Source organism: Parablautia muri, assembly GCF_009917485.1.
In the GTDB taxonomy this organism is placed as follows: Bacteria; Bacillota; Clostridia; order Lachnospirales; family Lachnospiraceae; genus Suilimivivens; species Suilimivivens muri.
Genome location: NZ_QZDT01000028.1, coordinates 41,459 through 55,567, shown reverse-complemented (window position 1 = coordinate 55,567; position 14,109 = coordinate 41,459). Strand labels below are relative to the sequence as shown.

The following is a 14,109-nucleotide window of genomic DNA, read 5'->3' as shown; positions in this document are numbered from 1 at the left end:
CAGCTGGCGGAACTGGCGCCGTGGAGTGAAAAACTTCAATCTATCAAAAATCGCATGTGAATTATAGTGAACTACTCCAACTCACAAAGGGCTGGGGTAATTTTGTATCTGACCGCATTAATATTTGGCGCTTACTATCTATATTCTTACCAAAAAGGAGCCAATTTTTTCCAAAGACACAAACTATTTTACACTACCAGAGCAAAAGCCATTTGGCAACCTTCTTTATTAATCCGTCATAAATAAATCTCGCGTATACACCTTGTCCATCACGTCTTCCAGTTCCTTTTCCTTTCTGTTGGATATAATCAATTCACACTTATCCTTGAATTTTTGCAAATCTTTTTCCACACAGCTCCCAAAAAATGTCTCCTCCTTTAAGGACGGTTCATAAACAATAATCTCCACCCCTTTTGCCTTCAGACGCTTCATGATTCCTTGGATAGAGGACTGCCGGAAATTATCAGAATGCGCTTTCATTGTCAGCCTGTAAACCCCCACCGTACACTTCTGTCCGGCCCTGCTCTTTTCTTTAAACCGCAGTTTCCTTAATATCTGGTCTGCTATAAAATCTTTTCTCGTCCGGTTAGCCTCCACAATCGCTCCGATAATATTATTGGGCACATGGTCGTAGTTTGCAAGAAGCTGCTTGGTATCCTTGGGCAGACAATAGCCCCCGTATCCAAACGATGGGTTGTTATAATGAGATCCAATGCGCGGATCCAGGCAGACTCCTTTGATAATCTGCTCTGTGTTCAATCCCCGTACCTCTGCATATGTGTCCATCTCATTAAAATAAGCAACCCGCAGCGCCAGGTAAGTATTGGCAAAGAGTTTTACCGCCTCGGCTTCTGTCGGTTCCATAATCAAAGTATCTATTTCCTTCTTCCGTGCCCCCTGTACCAGCAAACCAATAAACTGCTTCGCCTTATGCAGCGCTTCCTCATCGTCTTTGTATACACCTGCAATGATCCTTGACGGGTAAAGGTTGTCATATAGCGCCCGCCCTTCCCTTAAAAATTCCGGGGAAAACAAGATATGACTACTGGCATATTTTTTCTGCATCCGCTCCGTAAATCCCACAGGCACTGTAGACTTAATCACAATGTAGGCAGACCTATTGATACCCAATGCCTGCTCAATGACAGACTCTACCGATGATGTATCAAAGTAATTCTTCTCCGGATCATAGTTGGTAGGCGTTGATACAATGATAAAATCAGCATTTTTATATGCCAAAGCTCCGTCTGTGACCGCTCTTAAATTTAAGTTCTTCTGTGTCAGATACTCTTCTAATTCTTTATCCTGAACAGGAGATTTGCGCCGGCTTAACATCTCCACCTTCTCCGGTATGATATCCACCGCCCAAACCTCGTTGTGCTGTGCCAAAAGTACGGCATTTGACAGGCCTACATATCCTGTTCCCGCTATTGCAATTTTCATTTTCTTATCCCTCGTGTCATTTTCTATTAACATTTTTACTGATAAAAATTTATAGCATTGTCTTTCTCCATCGTCTCCCTGAAATATAAAATAGTCTTCACAAGTCCTTCTTCCAGCGGTATGGATGGTTCCCAGCTTAGTTCCTTCTTCGCCAGGTCTATAATCGGCTTCCTCTGCGTTGGGTCGTCTTGCGGAAGCGGCAGGTACACAATTTTTGATTTGGAATTCGTCATATAGATGATCATTTCTGCTAACTGCAGCATGGTAAACTCTCCCGGATTCCCCAAATTGACAGGGCCGGTAAAATCATCACGGCTGTTCATCATCCGTATCATGCCATCCACCAAATCATCCACATAACAAAAACTGCGCGTCTGCTTTCCATCCCCATAAATCGTGATATCCTGCCCCCTCAATGCCTGGACGATAAAATTAGACACCACCCGCCCATCATCAGAACGCATCCGCGGACCATAGGTATTAAAAATGCGGATTACTTTGATATCTACGCCATGCTGCCTGTGGTAGTCAAAAAATAAAGTTTCCGCCATTCGTTTCCCTTCATCATAGCAGGAACGGATCCCATTTGGATTAACGCTGCCCCGGTAGCTCTCCGGCTGTGGGTGTACTTCCGGGTCGCCATATACCTCGCTGGTGCTTGCCTGTAAAATGCGGGCATGACAACGTTTCGCAAGCCCTAAGGTATGTAAAGCTCCCACCACGCTGGTCTTCCCTGTCTTGATGGGATCGTATTGGTAATGGATCGGGCTGGCAGGGCAGGCAAGATTGTAAATTTGGTCGCACTCTACATAAATGTCCTCCAGAATATCCTGACGGATAAACTCAAAATATGGATTATCCATCAAGTGACGGATATTATCCTTCTGCCCCGTAAAAAGGTTGTCCATACAAACCACGTCATTTCCCTGCTCTAACAGTTTCTCACATAAATGGGAGCCGATAAAGCCGGCGCCGCCTGTTACCAATACTCTTTTGCGTTTCATTTTTCGTTTCCCTCCAAGTATACTTTTTATTTTAAAATGCTTGCTGTTGAATATTGAACTACATTTCCTTCCTTAACTGCATGAAAAAAGGTTTCCGACATAAGATATCTACATACCTTATATCAAAAACCTCTTTCATGACACTTGATAAATTCTACCTGCTCCCCATCAAAGTTTCATCCCCATTCAAGGCGGCGCTTTCCTTTCACGGCAAAGCCTTGCAGCAGTTTCGTCTTCTCCCAAACTGTTCTAACGCATTTCCTAACATTCTTCCCAGTACTTTTCTACCAGTTCTTTTGCCTGCTGGGCATATTCCGGAAATTTACTGCAAAGTTTCATCACTGCATTCTCTTTTGTATCATGGTATTCTTGAAACATTTCAACCATAATCTTTATGTCCTGCTCTTTTACTTCTTTTGCTACTTTTTCTTTTATTTCTTTTGCTACTTTTTCTTTTACTTCTTTTGTCACTTTCTCTGTCACTTCTCTTGTCACGCTTTCTGTCACTTCTCTTGTCACACTTTCTGTCACTTCTCTTGTCACGCTTTCTGTTATTTCTTCCTTGATTTCTTCTGCCATATCTTCCTTAATGCTGTCAATCCAGTCTCCAAGAGTCATATATCCCGCCTCCACTTCCGGCAGACTCTTCACCCTGCTCACATAAAAATCAATCATTCTGGTTGCGTCATCCACCGCATTTTTGCTGTCACTATTTTGGATATATGTTAGCATATTTTTTATTGCCTGACTACCGCCTTTTTTTCCTTTTGTGTAAAAATAAAGAAATTGTAAGCCATCGTCATATTCCATATCCGGTATTTCTTCGCACTGATTGTGGATGGTATACATCATGTAATCTTTACCGAACAAATCATAATTTGTAATGGTAATAACATAAAGGTTGGGAATTTCAGAGAAATCTTTCAATCCTCTTTTTACATATCTGCCATCTATCTTTGCCTGATAGTATCTGTTATGCCTTGGCAGGTGAATCCCATCCTTAAGATGCGGCTCTATGTCGTATACGTTTGTGACAGTTCCCTCATCGTACTCCGTAACCTCCACATCCATCCGAATCCCCCTTAATTCCGGTGTCGCTGCGGGAATGATCTGTTGTGCCAGCACCTGGACCGCTTTTAACTCTTTTCCCAGCAGCACAGACAATAGCAGCTTGTAAAACGGTTCGTTAAACTCCTTGTTAGAAGCAATTGCATTAGACAGAAAATTGTCAATCAGGTTAAGTTCCTGCAATGTCTTTTTGGGATATCCCATATACCCTCCCCGGCAGAGCATACAAATATTTGCCGTAAAATATTGCCATACACCGGCCGCAGCTCTGCCTTCTTATTTAGATTTTCTTCCGTGAATTTCCGGCGAGCTGCCGATATAGATTTCTTCCTCTCAGACAAGTCACTGCAGATATTACCAGGAAGAAATAAGAGATTCACTATGAATTGATAAATCAACTATAGCAGAGTAAAAGCCCCTTGGCAAGCTTTTTATATAAGGTATGTAGTTGTCAAGGTACAGCTCTTACTTTTCATGAAATACATATTAAATGAAAATATAATTCAGGTGTGAGGGGTAATCTTTAGTGGCAAAATTCAAAATATCACCTTAAATGTTACTATGAACTTCCCAGAGCATGAATAGTAACTACATCTCTAATGTTGGCAAGTTGATTAATCGGACAGCAAAGAAACCCATCATACCTTTCTCCCTAAGCACACTTCTTTGTGCTATACCTGTTTATTTCTTAACACACTTGCCTTGTCACTTCTGCAATAAAGTAAATAGCATTGTTTTAATTAGGCTATAATTTATAAAAACAGCTATCAAAATAGCTACAAAAAAATTGATCCAATTAAAATACATATTCCTGTTAAAGTATGCAGTAATAAAGAAATAAAGAAAAATAAGTAAATTAAAACTTGCTTCTTTTTTCATCTTTATTTTAAATACATCTCTTATACTAATCATTCGTAATATGATTATTACGATATTGGCAACCAAAGTTGAAACCGCTGCTGCATAAAGTCCAATTTCATCAATCAGTGCCAAATGGACTACTATATTCAATACTGCTCCTACAATGGTCGTAACTCCTGTGCTTTTGGTTCTTTTATATGCAGCCTGTATTCCACCATAGAATTGAGAAATAGCCATTGCTGCAGCACTTGCTATAAGTATGGGTGAATATAAAATAGCTTCAAAATATTTTATATCAAAAAAATAAAAATAAAACACAAAGCTTCCTGCTAGCAGACACCAACATATTGATAAAAGTGTAATTAACATTTTATTAAATATACCTACCACATCTGCATCCTCATTATTCTCAACTTTAGTCACTATTTCCTGCTGCCACGAAATTGCAAACATATTAAATATCACTGAACACAGTGCTGGTATTTTATGTGTGATTGCAAATATTCCATTTGCGGCATCTCCACAAAAAATATTTATAATTTGTCGGTCAGATGCGGTCATAACCCACCAAGACACCTCATTAGGTACAAGTGGTGCTGAATAAGATATAAGTTTCTCTATTTGTTTTTTGCTTATTTCTCTAACATCAAAATATTTAATCCACTTTCCCCATATTACCAAAATAAAATCGCCTATAAATGTTCCAACTGCATATCCCAATAATATTCCGATTAGGCCCATATGTAACTTATATACAAAAGCTGTAACACTGCAAAGCATAAACATCGTCTGTAAGACTAAAGCAAATGCATATATGTCCAACCTCTTTATGGCCCTCAAAAACCCTCTCAAATAGACAGACCATAATTCCGCTATAAGATAAAAAGAAAATGCCAAATATAGTATTACATTAATACGCCCAACTATAAAAAATGCAATACATAAATATACAAAGTAATTAACCATATCAAATAGAAATGCACTCGATACATTTTTACATTTAATATCTTCATTTCCTTCGTTAACGGAAAATCTAAATACGGCCTCTTGTGTTGATAATGTTATTAGTGGAATAAGTAAAGAAATATATGTATATAACAAATCAAATCTTCCGTACTCTTCTGTTGAAAGCCATCTACTAAAGAAAAGCACTGCTAAAAATTGAAGCCCTTTATTTAAAATCGTTCCTATTGTCAACCAAATCGTATTTTTTAGAAAAGAGTTTTCTTGTTTCATCTCCATCACCTAAACAGTGGATATTTATAGCCTGGGAGGTCAATGTATTCCCTTATATTATTCGATAAAAAATCATACATATAACAAACGCTCAATGTCCTAAACCATGTTGCAAATAAATTACTCTCATTTTTATTAGATGTCATATTTATACTTCCATAATCAAAAAATTGACCCAGCCTAAAAACACATCCACCATCATCCAGTTGATTTTGGATTACCCATTGCAGAGAATTAGAAATGCTATTCCTAATTTCAACATGTCGGTACTTGGGCGTAAGCAATGATAGCCTAATCAATGATTCAATTGCATCTATATCTTCACATGCAGAAGAATTGGCCTGAAAATCATATCCTCCATATTTATTCTGGCACCCCAAAATCAAATCTATTGCTTTTTCCTTAAATGGAATATCAATATTGTCATATATTAAAAAAGAATACATATGATAAGCGCCACGTACAAGCGCATATTTAAAGGACTTAGATTTTAAATTTCCCTCTCCCCACATTCCACAGTCAGCACGTATGTGACTCATTAGCCATTTTTGTAACACTTTAACAGCCTTACCAGCTTCCTTATTTTGGAACCGTTCTCTTTCATAAAACAGTGAAACTCCAATATTCATAACAACGTTTGATGATTGCCACGGATGTGTCCAATCAAGTTCATCTAAAAGCTTTTTTAATATATCATTCTTATAAAATGGAGTTACATATTTTAATGAATACCTTGCCTTAATTCCCAGCCTTTCAATTGCAATAAAATAATGTGGCATAAAATGTCTAGCTCCCCACCCATCTCCATTCAAATATTGCAAGTTAACAATAGATTCATCCCAGCACAACCCATCTTCCATCTGACATCCACAAATATTTTCTTTCAGAATTCTAAAAACTTTTTCATCTAATTCCATACCTATAAGTTTTGCTGTCATTATCCAATAAGCATATGCGTAAATTGATTTCTTTTGAGAATTATCGGAAAAATAGCCAATTCTCTCTTTATGAACAATATTTAATAAGTATTTCTTAACATTATCCACATACTTTTGATAAATATCTGTTATCTCAATATCTGTTAAATTCTCCGGAAACTTAATTTTTATATCATGTATTTGCAATATCTCTTTAATATTGGCCTTTAGCATCTGTAAAAAATCCATTTCTTGCTCTCCTTATAAGAAACTATATCTTATCCAACTAAATAAGCTTTTAGAAAATACACATCGCAATGTAAAAATATATTTCAATCCTCTATAGTCCTTAGAATATTTAGCACATTTAATTACTTTATGTATCCATCTCTCCTTTAATTCATTATCAAATATTGTTGGAGAATATATTCTATTCGTTTTACTTAAATAATCTATCCAAAAAATATATTTTTCTACAGTAAATTCAAATTTATCTGAATATAAGGTCGATAGTACTTCCGCACCTTCTTGTTCAATTCCAAATATTTTCATTAAATTTCCTTGGATGATTTTTTTCAAATACTGAGACTGTTCACCATGCGCAGATGTTGTAATCTGTTCCTTATGTATTCGATAAAGTAACAGCTTTTCATTTAAACATGCAAATATGGCCCCAGCTTCTATACAATCAACCCATAAAGCATAATCTTGTGCCTTTACCATTTTTTCTTGATACAATATATTATTTTCGTCTAAAAAAGATTTACGAATCATTACTGAAGGATGCCTTGGTCCAACATTATTAAATAGCATCTTTACACGGAAAACATTAGTATCATTCATATAATTTCTAAATTTAGGCTGGTATATACTCTTATCTCCAAAATTCTCAACATTTACCCCTAAAACATCTACTTCCTGATGCTCCTCCATATACTTATACTGCCTGTTTAACCTATCAACTAAAGAAATATCATCGCTATCCATCCTGGCAATATATCTTCCAGAACATTTTTTCAATCCAATGTTCAAAGATTTCGTCAATCCTAAATTTTGTTTATTTCTTATAATTTTTATCTGATTATTTTTTTTTGCATATTTTTTTAATACTTCGACTGTCTGCTGGTTTGATCCATCATCAACGATAATCATTTCCCATTCGGAGAAATTCTGATTCAAAATACTGTCTATTGCTTCCTGCAAATAGTTTACCGGTGTATCATACACACACATTAGAACTGAAATTTTATTCATTTTATCTATTACCAACTTTCGCTCAAGTATTGCAGATGGAATAAACCAACCATAGTAGCTCTATATTTAACATACAGTCTCAAACTGCAAAAACATATGGAATTGTTTCATTGTTATTAAAGATTACATAATATACGATCCAATATATTACTAAAAATGAAATAACAATTCCTTGTGAAATATTTTTTTGATATTTCCCTCTCACATTAATATTCAAAACTCTCTTTGGAACATCTATCAATGTATACATTGACAAAAAATTGAGTGACAGACTTAATCTCCAAAAGAAAACCACTCCAGACAAAAATGGAATCATAATAACAGAAATTAAATTTATATTCATAAGAAATAAATTCCAATGGTTTGTCTCTTTATCATTGTCTGCACTACTATCCGCTTGTCCCCTCATGGAAGTTTTGTAAATAAGAATAGATTCTATAAGTGCAAAAACCAAATATAACAAAAGAGTAATTGGAATATCATATGTATATTCTCTTAAAAAATAAGAACTATATTTTTGAAAAATACTAATCCAATTAATGATAATATAAATTAGCCTTTCACCAATCAAATAATATACTATGGATATTAGACATATTGCATGTGTAACTTTTAGTGCAAACTTCTTTGAAGCAATATATAATACAATACCCAAAACAGCTATAATTGACGATATATGGAAGCTAATTGCAATTGCTAAAAAAAATATTGTTCTTCCATATTTTTGATTTCGGAGTAATGAAAAAGCTAAAAATACAAACGAACAAGAAATAGTTTGTCTGACTAAATTATAAGATTGGTTATAATACAGTAAATAATATACTGTCATTCCAAACCAAAGATAATCCTTTTTTCCCAACTCCAAAAAAGAAATAACAATATTAATACAAATGATAAACTCAATTAAATAATGTAAAATATACAACTTGTCTGTTATTCTGCTAATTATGTAGTTTAATGCTAAATACCCAATTTCGAAATGCTTATTTCTTACGTAATATCCTGCCCATGAACGTGATGCCCTTGCTCTATAAAAAAGCATCTTTACATAAGTCAACACATCTGTTCCAACTTCTTCATCTCTTAATGCCGCTAAAAAACATACTAAAAACAATGCTGCAAATATTGACAGCCAAGTCAATATTTTATTTTTCTGCCGTGTTCCAATATATAGAATTAATGCTGAAATAAAAAATACTATCAAATATATCATCATTTTTATATAGACTTCCCATATATCTTTCTAAATTGTAATTTGTACTAATATATATTATTTTTCATATACATTTTTTCTAATTCATGTGTCTGTTGCTTTATTTCATAACCTGAATTCCTCATAATCTCTGCAGCTACTATCCGTGAATCATAAGACATTAGACTAATTGTAATAATTTTATCTGCCCAATACTTAGCATCCCTTTTTAGACTTATATATATTACTGTATTTAATACTTTAGCTTCTTTCGTAATAGTATCTGCAAATATGCAGGATAATCCTGCACCCTGGGCCTCTATGCCCACAATGGGATTTCCCTCAAAGAGTGATGGAAGTATAAAAACATCAGCCATCCACATATACGAAGGAATTTCTCTGGTTTTTTCAATAAAAATTACTTTTTCATATATCCCAATGTTATGCGCATGCTCAAGCGTACTTTCTTTTAACGATCCGGTTCCAATTAAAATAAATTTGCTCAATGGCTCTGCTTTTGATATTTCCTTAAAAACGTCCAGTAAAAACAACTGATTTTTCTGATACTCCATTCTTCCTATGCTTAAATATACTTTTTCTTTACCAACACCATATTTCCGGCGCATTTCATTTCTAATGCCTATATTAAATTGAAATATATCCATCTCAACAATATATTTATATATTTTAACCTTACCCTGATTTATATCCCTTTTAGTGTATAACCATTTTGCCGCAAGATCCGAACAAGCTATTTTTTCATCTACATATTGTCTATAATAATGCTTTCCCAAATAATGCCCTAACAATTTAAGTATTTTATGACCTGTTCCAATTTCTGTATTATGACAATGGGCCACTACTTTTCTTATTCCGCACGATTTAGCATATTTTGCATATTTCAGTGCCACCCCTTGAATTATATGTAAGTGCAAAATATCACACCTATTTCTGTCAAAATAATTTCTAAATATATGTTGTGTAGCCATTACTCGTTCTATAGGATTCTCATATATTTTATTTAATAAACTTTTTACTTCACATCCATACTCTGCTAATTCAGAATCATAAAGCTCTGTTTCTTTTTGTGCTACTACAATCTGTACATCAAATTTTTCATGATTTATTTTCCTAATAATATTTAATATATAAGATTCCGTTCCACCTTCTGTCCACCGTTCCGCGTATTCAACAACTTGTATTCTATACATAGTAATTTGTACCTCTGATAATAATATCTATAGCATCCTTACCTTTAATTCATTTATAGAATTTTCCATATTTTCCCTAATAGTCAATATCTAATTTATTTTTTTAGATAATCTTTAAATCTAATGAATGACTTAAGCGCACGCTTTAAATCATCAAAACTATGTATCCCCATCCAAATCCGATGTCCTATGTACCACGGCCTTAAATAAAATTTTCTACGCGCCATATTACAGAACTCCACTAATTCCTGTGCTGAAATATCCCCAATATGCATACTGGTATTGTGGTTCCCATCTTCCTGCAAATAATCCGTATATTTTCCACTTAAATACCCCTGCGCTACAGCCCAGTCATACGCCTCTGTTCCCGGATATGGCATCAATGGATAAAACTGCACCGTATCCAATTTAAGCGTAAGGGCTACCCGCAGCGTTTCCTGCATAGTTTCCCGCGTTTCCCCTTTGTTTCCGACAATGAAGCAGCCGTGTACCTGCATTCCTGCTTTCCGCGCATGATCCACAAAGGGTTTATACTGCTCCACCTTAGTGCCTTTGCGGATATTGTTCAGGATTTCCTGACTTCCGCTTTCAAATCCCGGTAACAATAATCTACACCCAGCCTTTTTCATGATTACCATTGTTTCAAAGTCTAACGTAACCCTTGCATTACACATCCAACGTAATTTTTTATTAATTCCCTTATTAATTAATAACTGGCATATAGCCTGCACTCTGCTTTTATCTGCTGTAAATGTATCATCCTCTATGACGACCTCTTTTACATTCGGGAAATGATCAACAATATACTGAAATTCTTCCACTACATTTTGAGGACTTCTGAACCGGTACTTATGTCCATGCATTGTTTGTGGATACAAGCAGAAATTGCAAAAAAAAGGACAGCCCCTCCCAGTAAAAATCTGAATTTCCGGAAATGTTGCTATTGATATAAAATAGTCTTCCACATCTAAATGTTTTCTGATAAATTCAGATGCAAAGGGTACATCATCCATATATTCTATGTACGGCATATCCTCATTTGATTTGATCGTTTCATCTGTATCTCTATAAGTTATTCCTTTTACACTTCTCCAGTCTTTCCCATCGCGCAGAGCACATGCAATTTCATGGACTGTTAAGTCATATTCTTTACGCGTTACCGCATCAATTTGTCTATTCAGTCCTAATGTTTCTTCTGGTTTCGTTGAAACATGGGTTCCTACCAGAACTACTATTGCATTGGGAAACTGCTCTTTTAAGCCGGCGGCAAATTCAACATCACTATAAATTGACGGCGTTGTTGTATCTACGACAAACATACTGGCATCCTGTGATGTTCTATTTATCCTATCCAAGCAGGCATCTCTCCCCAACAATTTAGCCGGTGCATCCATAAACACAACTTCGAATCCATCCCGCTCCACCCTTGCTGCAGCATATATAAGCCATAGCGGATAGTAAAAGCATCCACTTTTGGTAATTGCAGGACTTCTCTGTTCCCTGGAAAATTTCCCATATTCTTCCTTAAATGGCGGATTAATAAATACTATTTTCATCATTACACCTCCTGCATACAACAGGCGAAACCTATTGTCATGTATCGCAAGCTATATTTGCAGCACTTCCTAAAAATACTTTTTCTTATCTATTATTTTTCAATTTATGAAACAATACAGGATTATGCTTTCGGATTGTATAAATAATCTTTCCCATTGCATAGGCCCCAAATGTCCAGTTACATTTTATAGGCAATATAAAGATACGCATTTTTAAGGAACGGCATCTTGCATATCTTACGGCCAACCGCACGTCTTTATGATGAATCACAGATGCAATCTGCTGATACTTCTCGCAATTTGACATCTTTTCCGAATGAAAAATATTCTCAATACATCCTGCAATTCTTTCCGTAAATTCACGGCAAACATATTCTTTCGCTTTATCATTCCAGACACCCATATTCTTAAAATGAGTTTGAAACTCCTTGAATTCTTTTAAACGAATCGAAAAATAATCATCTCTGTACTTTTCTGTGGTAGACCCAACTCTTTCTCTCACATAGTAATACAAGCATTCATCCGCAAAGGCAATGCTCTCACAGTTTTCTAAAAACTGCCTGTTAAAAACCCTATCCTCCGTATAGACGTGTCCATCTCTATACCGAAGCTTTTTATTCTTAATGAGACTCATCCGGTATACTTTATTCCAGACATTTGACATAATATCAGAATCCCACATCTCTACCAGGTGTTCTTTTATTGCATCTCTTGTCTTATAAAAAGCAGTAGGATAAGTATTTTTTTCCAAATATATATTTCCGGCTTGTGCCTCTACCTTAAAATAAAACCCGCAAGTGACCATATCTGCATTGTGTCGTTCTATCATATTAATCATTTTTTCATAAATAGTAGAATCCAGTTCATCATCACAGTCCAAAAACGTAACATATTTTCCAACAGCTGCATCAAGCCCTGCATTTCTTGTACTGGCAGTTCCTCCATTTGGTTTATGGATTACTTTGAATTTACTATTCTGCTCTACAATTTTTTCTAGCAAATCACCAGAGTTATCCGTTGAACCATCATTTACAAAAATCACTTCATACTTTGTAAATGTCTGTCTGGTCAAGTGCTCTGCACATCCACGCAAATATTCCGCACCATTAAATACAGGCACAATGATTGATAAAATGACCTTTTCATCATGCATACATTCTTTCTCCCGGGAACTTTTTCGCCTTGCCATCCATACCCCTTCTTGTACATTTTTAGTAATTTATCATATAAAAATGTAATTCATCTGTTCCTGTATATTGCTAATTCCCTTTACCACTTGGGAATTTCCAATTTATTTCTTTCACGCATCTGATAAAACCTTCTTTAGTGCTTTATTGTCATCAATATTCTGCCTTCTCATGCCACTTCCATGCATGTTCCACAATAATGTCTATGTCTCCATAAATGGGCTTCCAGCCAAGCATCTTTTGCGCCTTTTCACTGCTTCCTACAAGCCTTGCAGGATCTCCTGCCCGCCTTTCTGCCAAAGTGACTGTAAAATCCCTGCCGGTTACTTTCTTTACTGTTTTCACTACTTCAAGCACCGATGTTCCAAGGGCATTTCCCAAATTAAAGAAATTACTTTCTTTTCCTTCTTCTAAATAATGCAATGCAAGTAAATGTGCAGTCGCTAAATCATACACATGGATATAATCCCTGATACAACTCCCATCTGGTGTGGCGTAATCGGTTCCGAATACCTTGATATCCCGCCTTTTACCACTGGCCGCATCTAAAACCAGAGGGATTAGATGTGTTTCCGGCGTATGGCTTTCTCCTATTTCGCCTTCCGGATCAGCGCCTGCCGCATTAAAATACCGAAACACCACAAACTTAAGCCCATATGCTTTGTTATAGTCTTGGAAGATTCTTTCCACCATCAGCTTGGACGCTCCATAAGGATTGATTGGATTCTGCTTCATCTCCTCAGTAATCGGAACCCTTTCCGGTTCCCCATAGGTAGCGCAGGTAGAGGAAAATATGAGTTTATTGCAGCCGTATTTTTTCATAACATGCAGCAGATTTAAAGTGTTAGTCACATTGTTGTAATAATATTTCTCCGGTTTTACAACGCTTTCTCCCACATAAGCAAAAGCTGCGAAATGAAAAACCGCTTCTATGTTATACTCTTTGAATACTGCCTCTATCTCATCAAGGTTTTTTAAATCTCCCTGTATGAAATGTCCCCATTTCACTGCTTCCCAGTGTCCATAAATTAAATTATCAAATACCACCGTCTCGTAGCCTTCTTTATATAACTGCTTATTTACATGGGAGCCGATATATCCTGCCCCGCCACAAACCAAAACTGCCATTTATCCGGTTCCTTATTTTTCAATTTTATCCGTTCTGTCTTTTGCACTCTAA

The 14,109-nt window shown here is 35.9% G+C and carries 11 protein-coding genes; all 11 read right to left on the bottom strand.

The genetic code is table 11. From position 1 onward, the window contains the following. Window positions 1-228: 228 nt before the first annotated feature. The 11 genes from D5281_RS15870 to galE all read right to left on the bottom strand — a co-directional run bounded on the left by D5281_RS15870 (window position 229) and on the right by galE (window position 14,057). Window positions 229-1,443 carry a nucleotide sugar dehydrogenase gene (locus D5281_RS15870; RefSeq protein WP_160561083.1) on the bottom strand — a complete coding sequence of 405 codons (1,215 nt, stop codon included), beginning with the start codon at window positions 1,441-1,443 and terminating at the stop codon, window positions 229-231. A gap of 35 nt (window positions 1,444-1,478) precedes the next feature. Next, a complete protein-coding gene (locus tag D5281_RS15865; RefSeq protein WP_160561082.1) occupies window positions 1,479-2,447 on the bottom strand; it encodes a UDP-glucuronic acid decarboxylase family protein in 969 nt (322 codons plus the stop codon). Between the two features lie 261 nt (window positions 2,448-2,708). Further along, window positions 2,709-3,719 carry a hypothetical protein gene (locus D5281_RS15860; protein ID WP_160561081.1) on the bottom strand — a complete coding sequence of 337 codons (1,011 nt, stop codon included), beginning with the start codon at window positions 3,717-3,719 and terminating at the stop codon, window positions 2,709-2,711. Between the two features lie 501 nt (window positions 3,720-4,220). After that, complete coding sequence (locus D5281_RS15855; RefSeq protein ID WP_160561080.1) at window positions 4,221-5,612, bottom strand: lipopolysaccharide biosynthesis protein; 1,392 nt, start codon at window positions 5,610-5,612, stop codon at window positions 4,221-4,223. Window positions 5,613-5,617: 5 nt separating this feature from the next. Continuing rightward, window positions 5,618-6,778, bottom strand: coding sequence for a prenyltransferase/squalene oxidase repeat-containing protein (locus D5281_RS15850; RefSeq protein WP_160561079.1), 1,161 nt, complete (start codon window positions 6,776-6,778; stop codon window positions 5,618-5,620). Window positions 6,779-6,790: 12 nt separating this feature from the next. Further along, entirely contained in the window at window positions 6,791-7,783 is a 993-nt protein-coding gene (locus D5281_RS15845) for a glycosyltransferase (RefSeq protein WP_160561078.1), read from the bottom strand. Between the two features lie 79 nt (window positions 7,784-7,862). Next, on the bottom strand, window positions 7,863-8,999 hold the full coding sequence (locus D5281_RS15840; protein WP_160561077.1) for an EpsG family protein: 1,137 nt from the start codon (window positions 8,997-8,999) through the stop codon (window positions 7,863-7,865). Between the two features lie 44 nt (window positions 9,000-9,043). Further along, the gene (locus D5281_RS15835) at window positions 9,044-10,186 is read right to left on the bottom strand and encodes a glycosyltransferase (protein ID WP_160561076.1); all 1,143 of its coding nucleotides are present in this window, start codon (window positions 10,184-10,186) and stop codon (window positions 9,044-9,046) included. Between the two features lie 95 nt (window positions 10,187-10,281). Then, window positions 10,282-11,745 (bottom strand): B12-binding domain-containing radical SAM protein, encoded by a 1,464-nt coding sequence (locus D5281_RS15830; protein ID WP_277935402.1) that lies wholly within the window; start codon window positions 11,743-11,745, stop codon window positions 10,282-10,284. Between the two features lie 82 nt (window positions 11,746-11,827). Next, window positions 11,828-12,931, bottom strand: a complete 1,104-nt coding sequence (locus D5281_RS15825; RefSeq protein WP_160561075.1) for a glycosyltransferase — start codon at window positions 12,929-12,931, stop codon at window positions 11,828-11,830. Between the two features lie 151 nt (window positions 12,932-13,082). After that, window positions 13,083-14,057, bottom strand: coding sequence for a UDP-glucose 4-epimerase GalE (galE, locus tag D5281_RS15820; RefSeq protein WP_160561074.1), 975 nt, complete (start codon window positions 14,055-14,057; stop codon window positions 13,083-13,085). Window positions 14,058-14,109 lie beyond the last annotated feature (52 nt).

Excerpts from the sequence above, each read along its gene's own strand:
- D5281_RS15870 (WP_160561083.1), bottom strand. The coding sequence starts at position 1,443 with ATGAAAATTGCAATAGCGGGAACAGGATATGTAGGCCTGTCAAATGCC.
- D5281_RS15865 (WP_160561082.1), bottom strand. The coding sequence starts at position 2,447 with ATGAAACGCAAAAGAGTATTGGTAACAGGCGGCGCCGGCTTTATCGGC.
- D5281_RS15860 (WP_160561081.1), bottom strand. The coding sequence starts at position 3,719 with ATGGGATATCCCAAAAAGACATTGCAGGAACTTAACCTGATTGACAAT.
- D5281_RS15855 (WP_160561080.1), bottom strand. The coding sequence starts at position 5,612 with ATGAAACAAGAAAACTCTTTTCTAAAAAATACGATTTGGTTGACAATA.
- D5281_RS15850 (WP_160561079.1), bottom strand. The coding sequence starts at position 6,778 with ATGGATTTTTTACAGATGCTAAAGGCCAATATTAAAGAGATATTGCAA.
- D5281_RS15845 (WP_160561078.1), bottom strand. The coding sequence starts at position 7,783 with ATGAATAAAATTTCAGTTCTAATGTGTGTGTATGATACACCGGTAAAC.
- D5281_RS15840 (WP_160561077.1), bottom strand. The coding sequence starts at position 8,999 with ATGATGATATATTTGATAGTATTTTTTATTTCAGCATTAATTCTATAT.
- D5281_RS15835 (WP_160561076.1), bottom strand. The coding sequence starts at position 10,186 with ATGTATAGAATACAAGTTGTTGAATACGCGGAACGGTGGACAGAAGGT.
- D5281_RS15830 (WP_277935402.1), bottom strand. The coding sequence starts at position 11,745 with ATGATGAAAATAGTATTTATTAATCCGCCATTTAAGGAAGAATATGGG.
- D5281_RS15825 (WP_160561075.1), bottom strand. The coding sequence starts at position 12,931 with ATGGCAAGGCGAAAAAGTTCCCGGGAGAAAGAATGTATGCATGATGAA.
- galE (WP_160561074.1), bottom strand. The coding sequence starts at position 14,057 with ATGGCAGTTTTGGTTTGTGGCGGGGCAGGATATATCGGCTCCCATGTA.